The 18,482-nt window shown below is 65.0% G+C and carries 16 protein-coding genes and 3 tRNA genes; 6 read left to right on the forward strand and 13 right to left on the reverse strand.

Annotation, left to right across the window (positions count from 1 at the left end; all coding sequences use genetic code 11):
* Positions 1-125 precede the first annotated feature (125 nt).
* From AC1DN9_RS14795 to AC1DN9_RS14810, 4 genes are all read right to left on the reverse strand, one after another.
* On the reverse strand, positions 126-1,313 hold the full coding sequence (locus AC1DN9_RS14795; RefSeq protein WP_478101360.1) for an OmpA family protein: 1,188 nt from the start codon (positions 1,311-1,313) through the stop codon (positions 126-128).
* The gene (locus AC1DN9_RS14800; RefSeq protein WP_478101362.1) at positions 1,310-3,265 is read right to left on the reverse strand and encodes a serine/threonine protein kinase; all 1,956 of its coding nucleotides are present in this window, start codon (positions 3,263-3,265) and stop codon (positions 1,310-1,312) included. The genes AC1DN9_RS14795 and AC1DN9_RS14800 overlap by 4 nt, the downstream gene beginning before the upstream one ends.
* A gap of 238 nt (positions 3,266-3,503) precedes the next feature.
* Entirely contained in the window at positions 3,504-4,331 is an 828-nt protein-coding gene (gene lgt / locus AC1DN9_RS14805) for a prolipoprotein diacylglyceryl transferase (RefSeq protein WP_478101364.1), read from the reverse strand.
* A gap of 16 nt (positions 4,332-4,347) precedes the next feature.
* The gene (locus AC1DN9_RS14810) at positions 4,348-5,292 is read right to left on the reverse strand and encodes a LysR family transcriptional regulator (protein WP_478101366.1); all 945 of its coding nucleotides are present in this window, start codon (positions 5,290-5,292) and stop codon (positions 4,348-4,350) included.
* 97 nt (positions 5,293-5,389) lie between these two features.
* On the opposite strand from AC1DN9_RS14810, the gene ilvD reads away from it, so the two are divergent.
* Positions 5,390-7,084 carry a dihydroxy-acid dehydratase gene (gene ilvD / locus AC1DN9_RS14815; protein ID WP_478101367.1) on the forward strand — a complete coding sequence of 565 codons (1,695 nt, stop codon included), beginning with the start codon at positions 5,390-5,392 and terminating at the stop codon, positions 7,082-7,084.
* Positions 7,085-7,223: 139 nt separating this feature from the next.
* Here the strand turns inward: ilvD and AC1DN9_RS14820 are convergent, their stop codons facing one another.
* Positions 7,224-7,484 (reverse strand): TIGR04438 family Trp-rich protein, encoded by a 261-nt coding sequence (locus AC1DN9_RS14820; RefSeq protein ID WP_478101427.1) that lies wholly within the window; start codon positions 7,482-7,484, stop codon positions 7,224-7,226.
* Positions 7,485-7,588: 104 nt separating this feature from the next.
* On the opposite strand from AC1DN9_RS14820, the gene AC1DN9_RS14825 reads away from it, so the two are divergent.
* Positions 7,589-7,894 carry a c-type cytochrome gene (locus tag AC1DN9_RS14825; protein ID WP_478101369.1) on the forward strand — a complete coding sequence of 102 codons (306 nt, stop codon included), beginning with the start codon at positions 7,589-7,591 and terminating at the stop codon, positions 7,892-7,894.
* A 7-nt stretch (positions 7,895-7,901) separates the two neighbouring features.
* Here the strand turns inward: AC1DN9_RS14825 and AC1DN9_RS14830 are convergent, their stop codons facing one another.
* Together AC1DN9_RS14830 and acs are read right to left on the reverse strand one after the other, a co-directional pair.
* A complete protein-coding gene (locus AC1DN9_RS14830; protein ID WP_478101370.1) occupies positions 7,902-8,408 on the reverse strand; it encodes a LapA family protein in 507 nt (168 codons plus the stop codon).
* Positions 8,409-8,465: 57 nt separating this feature from the next.
* On the reverse strand, positions 8,466-10,460 hold the full coding sequence (gene acs / locus AC1DN9_RS14835) for an acetate--CoA ligase (protein WP_478101371.1): 1,995 nt from the start codon (positions 10,458-10,460) through the stop codon (positions 8,466-8,468).
* Between the two features lie 195 nt (positions 10,461-10,655).
* Between acs and AC1DN9_RS14840 the strand changes: the two genes are divergently transcribed.
* On the forward strand, positions 10,656-11,276 hold the full coding sequence (locus tag AC1DN9_RS14840) for a YqhA family protein (RefSeq protein WP_478101373.1): 621 nt from the start codon (positions 10,656-10,658) through the stop codon (positions 11,274-11,276).
* Positions 11,277-11,297: 21 nt separating this feature from the next.
* On the opposite strand, the gene fumC is transcribed toward AC1DN9_RS14840, so the two are convergent.
* Positions 11,298-12,695: a class II fumarate hydratase gene (gene fumC, locus AC1DN9_RS14845; RefSeq protein WP_478101374.1), complete on the reverse strand. Its 1,398-nt coding sequence runs from the start codon at positions 12,693-12,695 to the stop codon at positions 11,298-11,300.
* 131 nt (positions 12,696-12,826) lie between these two features.
* On the opposite strand from fumC, the gene AC1DN9_RS14850 reads away from it, so the two are divergent.
* From AC1DN9_RS14850 to AC1DN9_RS14860, 3 genes are read left to right on the forward strand one after another with little or no spacing between them, the layout of a single operon-like run.
* On the forward strand, positions 12,827-14,377 hold the full coding sequence (locus AC1DN9_RS14850) for a fumarate hydratase (protein WP_478101376.1): 1,551 nt from the start codon (positions 12,827-12,829) through the stop codon (positions 14,375-14,377).
* Complete coding sequence (gene murI, locus AC1DN9_RS14855) at positions 14,374-15,228, forward strand: glutamate racemase (protein WP_478101378.1); 855 nt, start codon at positions 14,374-14,376, stop codon at positions 15,226-15,228. The genes AC1DN9_RS14850 and murI overlap by 4 nt, the downstream gene beginning before the upstream one ends.
* Before the next feature lie 12 nt (positions 15,229-15,240).
* Complete coding sequence (locus tag AC1DN9_RS14860) at positions 15,241-16,002, forward strand: PA3715 family protein (protein WP_478101380.1); 762 nt, start codon at positions 15,241-15,243, stop codon at positions 16,000-16,002.
* Between the two features lie 9 nt (positions 16,003-16,011).
* Here the strand turns inward: AC1DN9_RS14860 and AC1DN9_RS14865 are convergent, their stop codons facing one another.
* The 5 genes from AC1DN9_RS14865 to AC1DN9_RS14885 all read right to left on the reverse strand — a co-directional run bounded on the left by AC1DN9_RS14865 (position 16,012) and on the right by AC1DN9_RS14885 (position 18,444).
* Positions 16,012-17,310 (reverse strand): MFS transporter, encoded by a 1,299-nt coding sequence (locus AC1DN9_RS14865; RefSeq protein WP_478101382.1) that lies wholly within the window; start codon positions 17,308-17,310, stop codon positions 16,012-16,014.
* A gap of 74 nt (positions 17,311-17,384) precedes the next feature.
* The gene (locus AC1DN9_RS14870; protein ID WP_478101384.1) at positions 17,385-18,017 is read right to left on the reverse strand and encodes a DUF6806 family protein; all 633 of its coding nucleotides are present in this window, start codon (positions 18,015-18,017) and stop codon (positions 17,385-17,387) included.
* Positions 18,018-18,039: 22 nt separating this feature from the next.
* Positions 18,040-18,132 (reverse strand) — tRNA-Leu (locus AC1DN9_RS14875).
* Positions 18,133-18,218: 86 nt separating this feature from the next.
* Positions 18,219-18,292, reverse strand: a tRNA-Cys gene (locus AC1DN9_RS14880).
* 76 nt (positions 18,293-18,368) lie between these two features.
* Positions 18,369-18,444, reverse strand: a tRNA-Gly gene (locus tag AC1DN9_RS14885).
* Between the last annotated feature and the right edge of the window lie 38 nt (positions 18,445-18,482).

Consider the following 18,482-nt stretch of genomic DNA (forward strand, 5'->3'; position numbering starts at 1 on the left):
TGAACCGGGCAGGCGGCAATCCAGAACTATTTCGGGAAACTACCCGCAATTATGGAAGCCGAAGTACCCGCGCGCATGACGCGCCTGTCGACGGTGCGGCGCCGCCTGCGTGCGCCCCCGCCGGATCAACTGCAGTTCACGATCTTGAATTCGACACGACGGTCCAGCGCGTCGACTGCGTCGTCGGTGCCGCTTCCGATGATGTTTTCGCGGAAACCCTTGCCGCTGGGCGTGGTGCGGTCGCCGAGCGCCGTGGATTCGCTGACCAATCGCTGCTGGATGTAGCGCGCGCGCTGCATGGACAGCGTATCGTTGTAGGCCACCGACCCGGTGTGGCTGGTGTGGCCGATGATGTCCATGCAGACTTTCGCATCGGCGCTCGCCCTGGCGATTTCATGCAACCACATGGGATAGGGACCGCTGATCTTGGTCTCCGACCAGAACACCGTGCTGTTCGGATTGAACAGGAACTTGACCCCGAGTTGCTGGTTCGCGATGCCGTAGGCAACCAGCTTGCCGAAGGCTTCCTGCGCTTCCGTGGTCCGGCCGAGTTTCGCCGCACTCAGGTAGATCCCGTTGAGCACTCGCAGTTGATCGCCGATCGGCGTGCCGTTGGCGGCGTTGTATTGCGAAAACGCATCCTGGTAGCGCTCGGCGTTGTAGGCGCCGGTGGCACCCGTAATGACCGGCGCGACCGCGATGCGCTCGAAATAGTATGCGTCGGCATGCTGGCCGGGCGGCGTGGCAGTCGTGCGGATGTAGCCCTCGATGACCCGGTCCTTGGTGGGCATCGGCGTGTCCCTGTAGTAGGGCAACGGCGTGTGGTCCAGGCCTTCGTCTCGCGTCACGGAGGAGGATTGGGCAACCACGTTGCCGCTGGAAAGCTCGGTCAGCGCCAGGTTGATCTGCATCGGGCCGCGTGGCTTGTCGACTGCAAGCCGGGTCATCGTGCCCGTCAGCAGGTAGCGGGCCTTGCCCAGATTCGCGCTCTGGAAGGACAGGATCTCCAGCGAATCGAACTTCGAAGTCATCCGCTCGGTGACGCGGTCCTGGAGCATCTGCGTCGCCACGGTTTGCTGTGCGCTGCCGGCGTCGATCATCGGGTCGACCATCACGCCGCGCTTGCCGCTCATCGAGGCTGCAAAGCCCTGCGTCTGCTTGACCAGGCCATCCGTGGCCATGGCGACGGCCTCGTCGAAGGGTAGTTCGGTCTTGGATGAAGTTGCCTGTGGCGTGGCGCAGCCCGCCGCCAGAAGAGCGGCAGCCGACAGGCACAGGGCTTGCGCGCAGCGCATCAAGGTCGTGGTCATCATTCACACCCCTTTCTCAATAGGGCGGCCTCGCCTGGCGTCAGCGGTCCGAGCGAGGCTCGCTGAAGGAGGTCCGTGCAATTGGACGAATGGCCTTGCGCGCTCTCGGACGGCGGCGACACCGGCTGCACCGCGATGGCGGGCAGCGCGGGCTCGGGCTCGGGTTCGGGACTGCGCGGTTCACGTCGGCTCACCTTCTGGGTTTCGGTACGCGCATGCACTGTGGTTTTCCGCGCCGGCGCAGCAGGCACCGGTGCGGCCGAGGGCTCGACGGTTTCTGCTGAAGCGCGGCTCGTCGGCGGCGGCTCGGACGGCTTCGCAGCTTCGGCGGATGGCGGCGATACGACGAGAACGGGTGCCGGCTGTGGGGGTGGTGGTTCGGGCGCCACGACCACCGGTGCCGGCGGTGCGACCTTTGCCACCGCCGGTGCGGCCGGCTTCACGGCCGCAGTGGGAGGTGCAGGTGGTGCAGGTGGTGCAGGTGCTACAGGTGCCACAGGCAACGCAGGCGCAGCCGGCTTCGGTGGCGCCAAGACACCCTTCGGGGGCTGCGCAGGCACCGTCGCGACCGGGGTCGGCGTGAACGGTTGGGGTGTCGGCTGACGGTTTCCGAGGCGGTAGTAGGCGACCGCCGCAGCACCCATCACCAGGAGCGCAGCCGCCAGCGCGTAGATCTTCAACCGGCTGCCGTGTCGTTGCCCCGGACTCGGCGCCTCGCGCAACGGCGGCCAATTGGAAACAGGTGCTCGGTTCCACCGCTTGATCGGTCCCGCCCAATGCAGCGCCGCACTGAGCGCCGGCACTGCTGGCGCCGGCGCAGGCTTTGGCTCTTCGGGTTCTCGCACCAGATCGAGGGGCAGCGAAAGCTCCTCCTCCAGGATTTCGTCAGCGACCGCGGGATGCCCCGTGGCGACCTGGCCACCGGGCGACTGCGTGGCGGACAGCGCATCGCCCAGCCGCACCGCGCGCGCGAGTTCCAGATCCTGCAACTGCTCGCCGCAACTCAGCATCGTCCAGAACTCGGCCGCGCTCTGCGGCCGGTTCCGCGGATGCAACGACAGCGCCGCATCCACCGCCGCCAGAAACGGCTCGCCGTAGCGGCCCCGCGCGACTTCCGACAGCGGCTTCAACTGGTCGTTCATCAGGCGCTCGATCGACGGCGTCGGCGGGTGGCCGGTGATGGCCGCATAAACGACGCCGGCCACCGCGTAGATGTCCGTCCAGGCGCCCTGCTTCATCGAAGCCACTTCGCCGTACTGCTCGATGGGCGCGAAGCCGGGCTTGAACACCACGGTCGGTGACGAGGTCATGCCGTCGATCACGCGCCGCGCGGCGCCAAAGTCGAGCAACACCGGGCCGCCGTCTGTAAGGAGGATGTTGTCGGGCGAGACATCGCGGTGGAAGCAGCTTGCCGCGTGCATGGTGCCGAGCGCGTCCAGCAAGGGACGCAGCCAGCCGCAGAGTTCCGCTTCGTCGGGCGGACGGCCGAGATTCTGGAGCGCGCGCGCGAGCGTGGGGCCTTCGTAGTACGGCATCGCCATGTAGGCGGTGCCGTTGCCCTCCCAGAAGTGCAGCACCCTGACCAGCGAGGGATGATCGAAGCGAGCGAGGATCCGCGCCTCATTCAGGAAGCTGCGCATGCCGATGCGGAAACCTTCCCTGTGGCGCTGCGACTTGACGACGACCGCCGCCGAAACGCTGGCGCGCGAGGCGAGGATGGCCGGGAGGTATTCCTTGATGGCAACGTGCTGTTCGAGCGCGTGGTCCCAGGCCAGGTAGACGATGCCGAAGCCGCCCTCGCCGATGGGCCCGACGATCTCGTAGTCGAGCAAGCGCAGGCCTTCGGGCAGGGTGTGCGCGGTCGTTCTGTCGGCGTCGCTCCACTCCAGCGCCGATGCCTCTTGCGCATCGCGGCCGGTGATCTGGCCAGGCACGGTATAGAGATCGAGTGCCATCGCCGGGCTCTGCTTTCAGGGCATGGCGGCAGATCGCCTGCCCATTTCCCAGGTCGTGCCCCGCACGATGCAAACCAGCATTGACATGACGTCAGTTCCCCTGTCGTGAGCACCCACTCTACTGCGCACCGGACAGCGGCACATTCACCAGAAGCACTAGCCGAACGGACGCTCCACAGCCCCCGGGTCCAGGGGACTGACCATACGCTGTATGGGTCGGGAGCGGCCGCTAATCCCCTTATGCCGTCGCGGTCGCGGCGCGGCGTTGCGCAGGGGCGCTGAGATAAAGCCAGACGCCGAAGACGATCATCGGCACGCACAGCCACTGTCCCATGCTCATGTTGAGCGCGAGCAGGCCCAGGAAGTCGTCGGGTTCCCGGAAGTATTCCGCCAGGAACCGCATCACCCCATAGCCGATCAGGAACACCGCCGATACGCGGCGCTCGCGTCGTTCCTTGCGCGCATAGAGCCAAAGCAACGCGAAGAGGAGCAGGCCTTCGAGCAGGAACTGATACACCTGTGAAGGATGGCGCGGAAGCATCGAGCCGCTCTGGGGAAACACCATGCCCCACGGAAGATCAGGGCTGGAAAAGCGCCCCCAGAGTTCGCCGTTGATGAAATTGCCGACCCGCCCGGCCGCCAGCCCGGTGGGCACGCAGGGCGCGACGAAGTCCATGACCTGCCAGAACGGCCGTGCGCGCGAATGCGAGAACCACACCATCGAGCCAATCACCCCGAGCAGGCCGCCATGAAAGCTCATGCCGCCTTGCCAGACGAAGAAGATCTCCAGCGGATGGGTGAGGTAGAAGCCCGGCTTGTAGAAAAAGCAGTAGCCCAGACGGCCACCGACGATCACGCCCATCACCCCGAGAAAGAGGATGTCTTCCAGATCCTTGCGCGTCCAGGCGCCCGGCCCGGTGATGGAACGATAGGGCTCGTGCCGCAGACGGCGCGTACCGAGAAAATAGAACAGTGCGAAAGCGGCCAGGTAGGTCAGGCCATACCAGTGAATGGCGACCGGCCCGAGTTGAAGGGCGACCGGATTGATATGCGGATACATGAGCATGGACGGGATTCTCGCCTCAATGCGATGACACGCTTTGCGCCCGGACGAAGCCGACAAAGCGCTCAAGGGCCGGGTTGTCCGTGTCGGCAGGCCAGACCAGACTGGTTTCGCAGCTCGGAAGCGGCGCGGCGCTTCGGCGGCGGCCGGCCGGCTCGAACTCGCCCGCGGTGCGATACACCACGCCCGTACGCCGGAACTGCATGACGCTCCGGGGCACCCAGGCGACGCCCAGGCCGCCCCAGACGAGGTTCACGATGGTCTGCATCTGGATCGCTTCCTGTGCGATCCGCGGCACGCGCCCGGCCGCATGGTAAAGCGCGAAGATCGCATCGTGCAGCGACGGCACGATGCGGCGCGGAAAGATCACGACGGGCTCGGCCAGCGCGGCCGCCAACGACAGCTTCTCGACCTTCGCCAGCGCATGCCCGGCGGGCAAGGCGAGGACCAGCGGTTCCTCCGAGACCGTGAGCCGCTCCAGGCCGGGCGGCGCGAAGCCGGGTGAATGCAGCATGAGCCCGGCGTCGATCTCGCCCCGGGAAAAGCCCTCGAGTTGCACGTCGCCGGTCGCCTCGACCAGTTCCAACGCGACCTGGGGGCACAGCAAGCGGAATTCCCTCACCCACAGCGGCAGCCGCTCGAACCCGATGGTCGACACGAAGGCCAGCCGCACGCGCCCCACCTCCCCCGCGGCGGCCGCGCGGGCGCGTGCCGGCAAGGACTGCGCCCGCGCCAGCAGGTCCCGAACGTCGGGCAGCAAAGCCTCGCCGGCCGGCGTGAGCGCCACGCGGCGCCGTGTGCGGTCGAAGAGCACCACGCCCAGCGTCTTCTCGAGCTGCGCGATCGCCTGCGTCACCGGCGGCTGCGTCATGTGCAGGCGCACGGCGGCGCGTCCGAAGTGCAATTCCTCGGCCACCGCGAGGAACTGCCGCCATACGCGCAGGTCGATGGATCCATCATTCATATGCGGAGCATATCAATCCGACACACAAATCGGATTGGAACCAATCAATCATTCGTCCGATACTTGGCGTCCCCGATTCCCGATCACGAGACACACGATGGACACCAAACCGATCCAGATCAACCGCCGCAGCGCCAACATCGTCGAAGGCAAGAGCCGCGCGCCCAACCGGTCGATGTTCTATGCCATGGGCTACGAAGAAGGCGACTTCAAGAAGCCGATGGTCGGCGTCGCCAACGGCCACAGCACCATCACGCCCTGCAACTCGGGCCTGCAGAAGCTGGCCGACGCGGCCATCGCCGGCATCGAGGAAGCCGGCGGCAATGCACAGGTGTTCGGCACGCCCACCATCTCCGACGGCATGGCGATGGGCACCGAAGGCATGAAGTACTCGCTGGTAAGCCGCGAAGTCATCTCCGACTGCATCGAGACCTGCGTCGGCGGCCAGTGGATGGACGGCGTGCTCGTGGTCGGCGGCTGCGACAAGAACATGCCCGGCGGCATGATGGGCATGCTGCGCGCCAATGTGCCGGCGATCTACGTCTACGGCGGCACCATCCTGCCCGGCAGGTACAAGGGCCAGGACCTGAACATCGTCAGCGTGTTCGAGGCGGTCGGCCAGAACGCCGCAGGGAACATGAGCGACGAGGACCTCCGGGAAATCGAGATGCGCGCCATCCCCGGCACCGGCTCGTGCGGCGGTATGTATACCGCCAACACCATGTCGAGCGCCTTCGAGGCACTGGGCATGTCGCTGGCTTACTCGTCGACCATGGCCAACCCGCACGACGAAAAGCAGAATTCGGCCAAGGAATCGGCCAAGGTGCTCATCGAGGCGATCAAGAAAGACCTCAAGCCGCGCGACATCGTGACCAAGAAGGCCATCGAGAACGCGGTGGCCGTCATCATGGCCACCGGCGGCTCGACCAATGCGGTGCTGCACTTCCTGGCCATCGCGCACGCCGCGGAAGTGGACTGGTCGATCGACGACTTCGAGCGCATGCGCAAAAAGGTGCCGGTGATCTGCGACCTGAAGCCCAGCGGCAAGTACCTCGCGGTCGACCTGCACCAGGCGGGTGGCATTCCGCAGGTCATGAAGGTGCTCCTGAACGCCGGCCTGCTGCACGGCGACTGCATCACCATCACCGGCCAGACCATCGCCGAAGTCCTGAAGGACGTGCCGGACCAGCCGCGCGCCGACCAGGACGTGATTCGCCCCATCAACAATCCGATGTATGCCGAAGGTCATCTGGCCATCCTGAAGGGCAACCTTTCGCCCGAAGGTGCTGTTGCCAAGATCACCGGCCTGAAGAACCCGGTCATCACTGGACCGGCGCGTGTGTTCGACGACGAACAATCCGCGCTGCAGGCCATCCTCGACGGCAAGATCAAGGCAGGCGACGTGATGGTCCTGCGCTACCTCGGCCCGAAGGGCGGCCCCGGCATGCCGGAGATGCTGGCCCCCACAGGCGCACTGATCGGCGCGGGCCTCGGCGAAAGCGTGGGTCTCATCACCGACGGACGTTTCTCCGGCGGCACCTGGGGCATGGTGGTCGGCCACGTGGCGCCCGAAGCGGCGGCCGGCGGCACCATCGCGTTCGTCAACGAAGGCGATTCGATCACAATCGACGCGCACCAACTCAAGCTCGAGCTCAACGTCCCCGACGCCGAAATCGCCAAGCGCCGCGCGGCCTGGAAGGCCCCTGCCCCACGCTACACGCGCGGCGTCCAGGCCAAGTTCGCGTTCAACGCCTCCAGCGCCAGCTCAGGCGCCGTCCTCGACAAGTTCTAGCCCGCCCCCAGGTTGCCCGCACTTCGTGTCGGGCGCCCACCCCCTGCCGGGGGCAACACCAGCGGCCCGGCGGAGCCGGTTCCGCGGTGTTTCACCAACGGGCCGGGCTGCGCCGGCCGGGTGGCTGTGCCTGTGTTGTTCAGCGGCCGCCGCGACGACGGTTCGTGCGGCTGCTCAGCAGGCCTAGGTTGCTGCGTTGGCGGTCAATGCGCTCTTGCTTGCGGGCGTTTTCCTTTTCGATCACCTTGCGCTTGGTGTAGCCCGAAGCATCGGCCCACGCCCACCACGCGACAGCGAGCGCGAACGGGATCAAAACGATCCACCAGCTCAACGTGGCGACAAAGCTAACCTCGAGCAATTTGAGCGCTACACCGAGCAGGCCCAGCATCAGAAACCACATCGCGAACTCCTCCGTCGTTCTCATGGCGCGTCGAACGAGAGCGTCCACCGCTCTCCCTACAATCGCGCTGGATCGACTTTAACGCACCCACGCGATTGAACTTCATGAAAAAAGTGCTCCTTGTCACGGTGCTCGGCCTCGGCTGTGCGGCACCCGCCCTGGCCGATCTGGCGCTGGCCACATCGAAGAACTGCATGAGCTGCCACGCCGTCGATCGCAAGGTGTTGGGGCCGTCCTTCCAGGACGTCGCCATCAAGTACAAGGACAACAAGGGCGCGGTCGACCTGCTCGCCACCAAGATCATGAAGGGCGGCTCTGGCGTCTGGGGCCCGGTCCCCATGCCCGCCAACAATCAGGTCAACGAGGCCGACGCGAAGAAGCTGGCAGCCTGGATCCTGACGACGAAGTAGCCGTCGATCAGACGGCCGGCGGCATGCCCGCTGCGGAAGCCGCCGACCGGCGATCGAAGCGATCTTCCAGCTGGCCGATGTGGGCCGCGAGCGTGTTGTCCGTCTGATCGGACCGCAGCTTGATGGCCGTCTCGAGTTGCTCCACCCGCGCGAGCAATGCGGCATGCCGTTCGGCATTGCGCGTCATGTGGGCGTTCTCCTGGGCTTCGAGGAAGTTCCGCAGTTCCGTGAAACGCGAGGCCTCCGCCTTGTCAGCGAGATCGCGCTGGGTTTGCATTTCCTTCGTATGCCGGCGCGTCTCGATCAGGATCGAGCTTTGCAGGTAGACGACATAGACCGCGAAGAAGACGCCCAGCAATGCCGTCAGCCCCAGCATGATCAACCCGAAGGGCGCCGTGACCTGCATGAAGCCGATCGACATCGTGGTCGGGGCGATGATGAGGCCCCAGTTCAACGCAGCCAGTGCCGCAATCAGCAGCACGACCACCAGCAATACACCTGTTCTGACTCCCATGACCTGCTCCCGTTGTGATGGATTGGAGAGGTCGTTTGTACCCCATGCGGGGTGGACTCAATAGGCCTGCCCCAACTGCTCCAGGATGGCGGGGTTCTCCAGCGTGGATGTGTCCTGCGTGATCGCCTCGCCCTTGGCGATGCTGCGCAACAGCCGCCGCATGATCTTGCCGCTGCGCGTCTTCGGGAGGTTCTCGCCGAAGCGGATGTCCTTGGGCTTGGCGATCGGCCCGATTTCCTTCGCCACCCAGTTGCGCAGGTCCGCGGCGATCTGCTTGGCCTCCTCCCCGCTGGGACGGCCACGCTTGAGCACGACGAAGGCGCAGACGGCCTCGCCTGTCAGATCGTCGGGCCGGCCAACCACGGCCGCTTCCGCCACCAGATCGGTCTTGGCCACGAGCGCGGATTCGATCTCCATCGTGCCGAGCCGATGGCCCGACACGTTGAGCACGTCATCGATGCGTCCGGTGATGCGGAAGTAGGCCCGGTCGGGACTGCGCACGGCGCCGTCGCCGGCCAGGTAGATCGTGCCGCCCATTTCTTCGGGGAAGTAGCTCTTCTTGAAGCGCTCGGGATCGTTCCAGATCGTGCGAATCATCGAGGGCCATGGCCGCTTGATGACCAGCATGCCGCCGCCGCCATTCGGAATGTCCTTGCCGGTTTCATCGACGATCGCCGCCATGATGCCCGGCAACGGCAGCGTGCACGAACCCGGCACCAAGGGCGTGGCGCCCGGCAACGGCGTGATGACGTGGCCGCCCGTTTCGGTTTGCCAGAAGGTGTCGACGACGGGGCACTTCTCGCCGCCGACATTGCGGAAGTACCACATCCAGGCTTCCGGATTGATGGGCTCGCCCACGGTGCCGAGGATGCGCAGGGAGGAAAGGTCCCAGTTCTTCGGGTGCACCTTCTCGTCGCTGTCCGCGGCCTTGATGAGCGAGCGGATCGCTGTCGGCGCGGTGTAGAAGATCGACACCTTGTGCTTCTCGATCATCTGCCAGAAGCGGCCCGCATGCGGGAAGGTCGGGATGCCCTCGAACACCACCTGCGTGGCGCCCGCCGCGAGAGGGCCATAGGCGACGTAGGTGTGGCCGGTGATCCAGCCGATGTCGGCGGTGCACCAGAAGATGTCCTCCGGGCGGATGTCGAAGGTCCAGTCCATCGTGAGCTTGGCCCACAGCAGATAGCCGCCGGTCGCGTGCTGCACGCCCTTGGGCTTGCCTGTCGAGCCGGATGTGTAGAGGATGAACAGCGGATGCTCGGCACCGACCGGAACCGGCGGGCAGTCGGTGCTCTGGCCCTTGAGCGCCTCGTCGAAAGTCTGGTCGCGCCCCGCCACCATGTTGCAGGCCGTCGCCGTGCGCTGGAACACCAGCACCGTCTTGATCGACTCGCAAGCGCCAAGCGCAATGCCGTCGTCCACGATGGCCTTCAGCGGGAGCTCCTTGCCGCCGCGCAACTGGAAGTTCGCGGTGATGACCGCCACCGCACCGGCGTCGATGATCCGCTCCTGCAGTGCCTTGGCCGAGAAGCCGCCGAAGACAACGCTGTGAGTGGCACCGATGCGGGCGCAGGCCTGCATCGCGACCACGCCTTCGATGGTCATCGGCATGTAGATGATGACGCGGTCGCCCTTCTTGATGCCCTGCGACTTCAGCGCGTTGGCAAACTGCGAAACGCGCGCCAGCAGTTCCTTGTAGGTGACCTTGGTGACCGCGCCGTCGTCGGCTTCGAAGACGATGGCGGTCTTGTTCTCGACCGGTGTGCCGATGTGCTTGTCGAGGCAGTTGGCCGAGGCGTTGAGTTCGCCGTCGTCGAACCACTTGTAGAAGGGCACGTTGGATTCGTCGAGCGTGCGCGTGAAAGGCTTGGTCCACACCACATTGGCGCGGGCCTGGCGCGCCCAGAAACCCTCGAAGTCGTCCGCGGCTTCCTTGCACAGCGCCTCGTACGCGGCCATGCTGGCGATGCGCGCGCCCTTGCTGGCGCGGGCATCCGGCGGAAACACCCGGTTTTCGACCAGGACGGATTCGATCGTGGAAGCGCTGCTCATTCCTTTGTCTCCTTTACCAACTACGGTCAAACTTCGATCAGGTGCGATGCAGGTTTGAAATGTCGGCGCCCGCACTTACGGACGACTGACGCCAGATGCCACATGGTAGCGAGGGGATCGTCACACTGCCGACGACCTCACCCCCCTAGAATCCCGCGTTTTGCAGTCGTCCACGAAGTTATCCGACCGTCTTCGATGTCAAACCCCGATCAATTTCCCCCGACAGCCGGCAAGGCTTCGCCGCTTCGCCCGCTGCCCAACATGATCTTCGCGAGCCGGTGGCTGCAGCTGCCGCTCTACCTGGGGCTGATCGTCGCCCAGGCCATGTATGTGGTGCACTTCCTGGTCGAGCTCACGCACCTCGTGCAGGCCGGCTTCGGCAGCACGGACGCGCTCCAGGCGCTGGTCAACGGCATCGGCTACAAGAGCAGTGCGCCGGTCACCTCGCTCAACGAGACCGTCATCATGCTGGTCGTGCTGGCGTTGATCGACGTCGTGATGATCTCGAACCTGCTGATCATGGTCATCGTTGGCGGCTACGAGACCTTCGTGAGCCGCATGAACCTCGAAGGCCACCGCGACCAGCCTGAATGGCTGAGCCATGTCAATGCATCGGTGCTCAAGGTGAAGCTGGCAACCGCCATCATCGGCATCAGCTCGATCCACCTGTTGAAGACCTTCATCAACGCGGACAACTACACGGACCGGGTGCTGATCGCGCAAACGGCGATCCACATTACCTTCCTGCTTTCCGCAATGGCGGTCGCGGTGACCGACCGGCTGATGCTGCCGGCGCCAGCGAACGACGATCACTGACGCCGCCGCCCGCCGCGGGAACTACCTTCCGGTCATCTGCTCGGGCACGACCCACTGGTCGAATTGTTCCGCCGTCAGGTGCCCCGAGGCGATCGCCGCCTCGCGCAGGCTGGAGCCTTCCTTGTGCGCCTTCTTGGCGATGAATGCGGCCTTGTCGTAGCCGATGTGCGTGTTGAGCGCAGTCACCAACATCAATGAACGCTGAACCAGCTCGGTGATGCGCTCGCGATTCGGCTCGATGCCTGCGGCGCAGTGGTCGTTGAAACTCACCATCCCATCGGCCAGCAGGCGCACGCTCTGGAGAAAGTTGTGCGCAACCATCGGACGGAAGACGTTGAGTTCGAAATTACCCGACGCGCCGCCGATGTTGATGGCGACGTCGTTCCCGAACACCTGCGCGGCGAGCATCGTGACAGCCTCGCTCTGCGTGGGATTGACCTTGCCCGGCATGATGGACGAACCGGGTTCGTTCTCGGGAATGCTCAACTCGCCGATACCGCTGCGCGGGCCGCTCGCGAGCCAGCGCACATCGTTGGCGATCTTGTTCATGCTGGCAGCCAGCGTTTTCAGCGCACCATGCGCATGCACCAGCGCATCCACCGAAGCCATGGCTTCGAACTTGTTCGGCGCGGTCACGAAAGGCAGCCCGGTGAGCTTTGCCAGTTCGGCCGCGACCTGCTCGGCGTAGCCCTTGGGTGCATTGAGTCCGGTGCCCACCGCCGTTCCGCCCAACGCGAGTTCACACAGGTGCGGCAGCGTGGCACGCACGTGCGCCTCGCCGTGGGCAAGTTGCGCGGCATAACCCGAGAACTCCTGGCCAAGCGTGAGCGGCGTCGCATCCTGCAGATGGGTGCGGCCGATCTTCACGATGTCCGCGAAGTCCTTCGACTTCTTGTCGAGCGTCGCGCGCAGCTTCGCAATGGCCGGCAACAGCTTGTGGGTGATTGCCTCGACGGCCGCCACATGCATGGCCGTCGGAAACACGTCGTTGGACGACTGGCTGCGGTTCACATCGTCGTTGGGGTGCACGAGCCGCCCTTCTCCGCGCTCGCCGCCCAGCAGTTCGCTCGCGCGGTTCGCCAGCACCTCGTTCACGTTCATGTTGGTTTGCGTGCCCGAGCCGGTCTGCCAGACGACCAGCGGAAATTCGCCGGGATGCTTGCCGCCGATGACCTCGTCGGCCGCCGCGACGATGGCCTTGGTCTTCTTCTCGTCCTGCAGTCCGAGCGCGTGGTTCACCACGGCCGAGGAGCGCTTGACTTGTGCGAGGGCTCGAATGATTTCGCGCGGCTGATGTTCGCCGGAAATGTCGAAGTTCTGCAGCGAGCGCTGGGTCTGCGCGCCCCACAGCTTGTCAGCCGGCACCTCGATCGGGCCGAAGGTGTCGCGTTCGATGCGGGTCTTGGCGGATGTCGTCATGTGAAAGGCCCCTTGGGTCGGAGTCGAAAAGGCCATCGTACAAGGCCATCGGGAACCCGTACCTGCAAGCCATGGCCACGGCGCGGATAATTGCCGGGTTTGTCTGCCACCCCCACCCCCACGAAATCGCCATGACCATCATTCAGCAAGCCGACCTGATCGAGTCGGTTTCCGCAGCGCTCCAGTACATCAGCTACTACCACCCGACTGACTACATCGCCCACCTCGCCAAGGCCTACGAGCGGGAGCAAAGCCCCGCGGCCAAGGATGCGATGGCGCAGATCCTGACCAACAGCAAGATGAGCGCCACGGGCCATCGCCCGATCTGCCAGGACACGGGCATCGTCAACGTGTTCCTCAAGGTCGGCATGGACGTGCGCTGGGGCGGCTTCACCGGCAGCCTCGAAGACGCCGTCAATGAAGGTGTGCGCCAGGGCTACAACCATCCCGACAACATGCTGCGCGCCTCGGTCGTGGCGGATCCGCAGTTCGACCGCAAGAACACCAAGGACAACACGCCGGCGGTGATCTTCACCGAGATCGTTCCCGGCGACACGGTTGAAGTCACCGTCGCAGCCAAGGGCGGCGGCAGCGAGAACAAGAGCAAGCTCGTGATGCTGAACCCCGGCGACAGCGTCGTCGACTGGGTGCTCAAGACCGTGCCGACGATGGGCGCTGGCTGGTGTCCGCCGGGCATGCTGGGCATCGGCATCGGCGGCACCGCCGAAAAGGCCGCGCTGATGGCCAAGGAAAGCCTGATGGACGACCTCGACATGCACGAGCTGCAAGCCAAGAAGGCTTCCGGCGCCGAGCTGACCAAGGTCGAAGCGCTGCGCATCGAGCTCTACGAGAAGGTCAATGCACTCGGCATCGGCGCGCAGGGCCTGGGCGGCCTCTCCACCGTGCTCGACATCAAGATCAAGATGTACCCGACGCACGCCGCAAGCAAGCCTGTGGCGATGATCCCGAACTGCGCCGCGACCCGCCACGCGCATTTCGTGCTCGACGGCTCGGGGCCTGTCTACCTCGAAGCACCGTCGCTCGACCTCTGGCCGAAGATCGACTGGGCGCCCGACTACAACAAGAGCAAGCGCGTCGATCTCGACAAGCTCACCCCGGCCGAAGTCGCAAGTTGGAAGCCCGGCGACACCCTGCTGCTCAACGGCAAGATGCTGACCGGCCGCGATGCCGCGCACAAGCGCATTTCGGACATGCTCGCCAAGGGCGAGAAGCTCCCGGTGGACTTCACCAACCGCGTGATCTACTACGTCGGCCCGGTCGATCCCGTCAGGGACGAGGCCGTCGGCCCCGCCGGCCCGACCACCGCCACGCGCATGGACGGCTTCACTGAAATGATGCTGGCCAAGACCGGCCTGATCGCCATGATCGGCAAGGCCGAGCGTGGCCCGGTCGCCATCGAGGCCATCAAGAAGCACAAGAGCGCCTACCTGATGGCGGTCGGCGGTGCCGCGTACCTCGTGAGCAAGGCCATCAAGACCGCCAAGGTCGTCGGCTTCGCCGACCTCGGCATGGAAGCGATCTACGAATTCGACGTTGTCGACATGCCGGTGACGGTGGCAGTCGATGCCGGCGGCACCAGCGCCCACATCACCGGGCCGGCCGAGTGGCAAAAGCGCATCGCCAGCGGCGAATTCAAGACGATCACGCTGGAACCGGCTTGAACGCAGCGACGGTCGATGTTGGCGCTGGCGCCGATCGGCCGATCGGTGTGTTCGACAGCGGTGTCGGCGGACTGAGCGTTCTCAATGCGCTCCGCGACGAGTTGCCGAATGAGCGATTCGTCTACTTCGCGGATACCGCCCACGCGCCGTACGGCGAGCGCGGCGACGCCTTCGTCGGCGACCGAACCCGCACGGTCGCGCGCTACCTGCTGGACCAGCATCGGATCAAGGCGCTCGTCGTCGCTTGCAACACGGCGACGGCCGCCGCAATCCATCAGTTGCGCGCCGAGCATTCAACGCTGCCGGTCGTCGGCGTCGAACCGGCCCTCAAGCCCGCGGTGGCGCTGAGTAAGACGAGGCATATCGCCGTCATTGCGACGCGCGTGACACTGGAAAGCCGCAAGTTCGAGGCGCTGCGCACCTCTTTCGATGCCCAGGCGACATTCAGCATCGTTCCATGCGACGGCCTCGCAGGCGCCATCGAACGCGCCGACGCCACTCGCATCACCGCTCTGTGCGAGAAATACCTCGGCGCCGCGGGCAGTTTTGGCGGGCAGCCCGAGGAGATCGATACGCTGGTTCTCGGCTGCACGCACTACCCGTTCATCACCGACACCTTACGGCGCTTTACGGGCGATGCGGTGAGCTTCATCGATACCGGCGCGCCGGTGGCGCAGCAGACGCGCCGGCTGCTGGAACGGTCCGGCCAGTTCACCGAACAAGGGACCGGTGCGGTCACGTTGCTCAGCAGCGCGGCACCCGAATCGCTCGATGCAGCGGCAGCGCGCTGGCTGACACACCCTGCCGGGCGAGCGAGCCTCGCCCGGACTCACGACGCGGCAACGGCCTGAGCCAGTTCACGCATGCGCCGCGCATTCATCATTGCCGGGCTCCTCGGATTCTTCTGCATCGCCGGTCATGCCGCTTGCGATACCGGCCTCGCGGAGCGCATGCATGCCAAGCTGCATCCCAAGCGCGTCCTTGACCACGAACGCGCCGTGTGCGAGCCGTGGAGGGGCTTGCCGGGCCGCTATATCGTCGTACTGCCCATGCCGCGACCGGGCTCGGAGCCTGACGTCACACAGTTCGACCTCGACGTGCTGGTCGTCCAGCAAGCCGACAACGGCAACACCGAGCGCGCAAAGATTGTCAGCCGGCTCCTTGACGAGGCCGCGCTGACCGAGGACGCCGTGCGTATCGCCGAGATCCGCGTCGACACCGCTCGCTATGCGCTGGCGCCCGACGCGCGCGCATTCGGCTTGCGGGTGCTCCGCCAGGGGTCTTCGCGGGCGAACCCCTACGCCAGCGAGGCGCTGTCGCTGTACCTGCCGCAGGGCGCAAAACTCACCAAGGTGCTCGACGGGCTCGAAATGACCCTTGACCGCGGCGAGTGGGACACCAACTGCACAGGCAGCTTCGAGACGGTCCGCGGCACCCTTTCGGTCATGCACAGCGCGAGCAATGGGAACGCCGATCTCATGCTGCGCCAGGCACGCTCCGAAAGCCAGTCGCTCCTCCAGGGCGAGGAATGCGTGAGCCAACAGCTTCCGACGAAGTTCAAGTCGACGCTGTTGCGCTATGACGGCACGGTTTATCGCGCATCGAAACGGACGACGTCGGACTGACGCCTGAATTCAAGCGCGCAAGGCCGCCTCGCGGCCACGCCGCATGTCGATCGGCAAAAGCATCACGAGGCCGGCAACGAACAACACCGTCGTCGCGAGAATCGCGATCCGCTGGTTGCCGCCGGTCATCCAGGTGATGGCGCCGTAGCTCAACGGCCCGACGATGCTGGCCAGGCGCGTCGCGAATGTCCACAGGCCGAAGAATTCGGCGAGTTGGCGCGGCGGCGCAAGCACGCCCGTCATCGCCCGGCCGGCTGACTGGCTCGATCCCATCGCAAGACCCGCGATCGAGGCGGCCAACCAGAAACCTCCCTTTGTCGTCACCGAGGCGGCGATCAGGCACACGGCGATCCAGGCGACGAGCGTTCCCGCCAGCGAACGCTTGTGGCCCAGGCGATCCTGCCAGTAGCCGAACACGAATGCGCCGAGCGCCGCCGCAATGTTGAGCACGAAGATCAGCACCATGGTTTCGCTGGGGACGAAACCGATCACTTGCTCGGCATAGATGGCCGCCAGCGTGATCGCGACGGCCACGCCGCCTTGATAGGAAACCGTGCAGGCGAGAAGCCACATGAAGTCTCGGTACGCGCGGGCCTCACGAAACGTGCTCCGCAACTGCTGCCACGCGTTCTGCGCAGCCTGGCCGGACTGAGGGAGCGCGCGCTCTGGCAGCAGGGCGAAGGTGGCGCACGCTGCAACGCCATAGAGCGCCGCGGTAATGAGCATCGTGACGGGCACGAAATGCGCGGCGGGCAAACCCCTGGCTTGCGCCCAGAGTACATAAGCCAGGCACAAACCCAGCGCCAGCATTCCACCCAGATAGCCAAAAGCCCATCCCCAGCCGCTGACCTTGCCCATGCCTTCGGCGGTCGCGAGCTCAGGCAGGAACGCGCCAGTGAGCGATTCGCCGTACGAGTAGAACGTGTTGGAGATGATCACCAGTGCCATAGCCAGTACCACCCCCTGCAAGCCGAGAACACGCGGGGTCAAGGCCAGTGCCGCAGTGCCGATCACGCAGCCCACGGTGGAGAACACCAGCACGCGCTTCTTGGCCGCCTGCAGGTCAGCCCAGGCACCGATGGCCGGCATGGTCACCATCACGATCGCGTAGGAGATGCTTAGCGCTACCGTCCACGCAAACGCGCCCCAGGCGGCGCCCTGAGCGATGCCACCGACGAAGTAGGCGGCGAACACCGCGGTGATGACAACGGTCGTGTAGCCCGAATTCGCGAAGTCGTACATGGCCCAGCCGAACACTTCGCGCTTGCGCACGCCAGGCTGGAGGGCGGACTGGGGGAATAGGGCCAAGCGACGTCTCCGTTGTAAAGATCGCCGCCGAGCATAGCGGAGCGGCCTGACCGCTCCATGTCGCAGACGCTTGCCTAGTGCAGGTGACGCGGGCGACGGCCGCCACCATGACCGCCGCTACCGGCCCCACCGGTGCCGCCGCGCGGGCGTTTTCCGATTTCGAGCGAGTTCACCAGCGCGTCGAAACGATCGCCGAAGAGCTTGTCGATCTCGGCCACCACACCGCCGAGTTCGGCACCGTCGAAGTGACGTTCCATCAGGTTCACGACGTCTTCCACGAGCAGGTCGCGTTGGACCTGCATGATCGCGGCGGGATTGGGGCCGACGAACAGCATCAGGAAGTCGTCGCGCGACTCCTGTTCGGGGTCGCCTTCCTCCTCGTCGAAGTCGGTGTCGTAGAAGGTGACTTCGAGCGCAGCGCCCTGCTCCGCGAGCTCATTGAGAGCCATGCACATCTCGTCGAGCGCCTGGCGGAAATCCTCGTCGCCGGCGACGGTCCAGCAGATCTGGAGCATGTGCTCTTTCTGCTCGAAGCGGATACCCGGCTCTTCTTCGTAGACGCTGGTCGCGCCATCGGCCAGCGAGCGCGCACCGGCATATTTCCAAAGCGGCTTCAGCGCTTCCTGGATCTGCTCGAAACTCACATCCGAACGCAGCGGCACATCGCCATGCACATGGATTTCGAACGGAGCGTTATAGCGAGGCATGTCTTGCTCCCTTGTAATGTGGTGGTGCCCGGAACCGGGGTCGAACCGGTACGCCCCTTATGCAGGAAGCGGCGGATTTTAAGTCCGATGTGTCTACCAATTTCACCATCCGGGCTTCCAGTCGGACGTCGACGATACCCCAAATGAAAACAGTCCCGACAACGTTGATTGGCGGGACTGTGGTTTCGGCATTGGATTCGATGGAGGCGCGACCCGGAGTCGAACCGGGCTAGACGGATTTGCAATCCGTTGCATAACCGCTTTGCTATCGCGCCACTCTCGTTGCCGAGACTTCGAAGTCGTAGAAATCAGCGAAAAAAAGGGAAGCCTGCGCTTCCCTTTTTCAAAACTTGGAGCGGGAAAAGAGTCTCGAACTCTCGACCTCAACCTTGGCAAGGTTGCGCTCTACCAACTGAGCTATTCCCGCGTTTCGAGCCTCGAATTATAGAGCATTTTTTCGAGGTC

The sequence above is a fragment of the Variovorax sp. 05L425 genome (assembly GCF_056397705.1).

Coding starts and splice junctions, on each gene's coding strand:
- AC1DN9_RS14850 (WP_478101376.1), top strand. CDS start 12,827: ATGACCATCATTCAGCAAGCCGACCTGATCGAGTCGGTTTCCGCAGCG.
- AC1DN9_RS14825 (WP_478101369.1), top strand. CDS start 7,589: ATGAAAAAAGTGCTCCTTGTCACGGTGCTCGGCCTCGGCTGTGCGGCA.
- acs (WP_478101371.1), bottom strand. CDS start 10,460: ATGAGCAGCGCTTCCACGATCGAATCCGTCCTGGTCGAAAACCGGGTG.
- fumC (WP_478101374.1), bottom strand. CDS start 12,695: ATGACGACATCCGCCAAGACCCGCATCGAACGCGACACCTTCGGCCCG.
- AC1DN9_RS14830 (WP_478101370.1), bottom strand. CDS start 8,408: ATGGGAGTCAGAACAGGTGTATTGCTGGTGGTCGTGCTGCTGATTGCG.
- AC1DN9_RS14870 (WP_478101384.1), bottom strand. CDS start 18,017: ATGCCTCGCTATAACGCTCCGTTCGAAATCCATGTGCATGGCGATGTG.
- ilvD (WP_478101367.1), top strand. CDS start 5,390: ATGGACACCAAACCGATCCAGATCAACCGCCGCAGCGCCAACATCGTC.
- AC1DN9_RS14820 (WP_478101427.1), bottom strand. CDS start 7,484: ATGTGGTTTCTGATGCTGGGCCTGCTCGGTGTAGCGCTCAAATTGCTC.
- AC1DN9_RS14860 (WP_478101380.1), top strand. CDS start 15,241: ATGCGCCGCGCATTCATCATTGCCGGGCTCCTCGGATTCTTCTGCATC.
- AC1DN9_RS14810 (WP_478101366.1), bottom strand. CDS start 5,292: ATGAATGATGGATCCATCGACCTGCGCGTATGGCGGCAGTTCCTCGCG.
- lgt (WP_478101364.1), bottom strand. CDS start 4,331: ATGCTCATGTATCCGCATATCAATCCGGTCGCCCTTCAACTCGGGCCG.
- AC1DN9_RS14795 (WP_478101360.1), bottom strand. CDS start 1,313: ATGATGACCACGACCTTGATGCGCTGCGCGCAAGCCCTGTGCCTGTCG.
- AC1DN9_RS14800 (WP_478101362.1), bottom strand. CDS start 3,265: ATGGCACTCGATCTCTATACCGTGCCTGGCCAGATCACCGGCCGCGAT.
- AC1DN9_RS14840 (WP_478101373.1), top strand. CDS start 10,656: ATGTCAAACCCCGATCAATTTCCCCCGACAGCCGGCAAGGCTTCGCCG.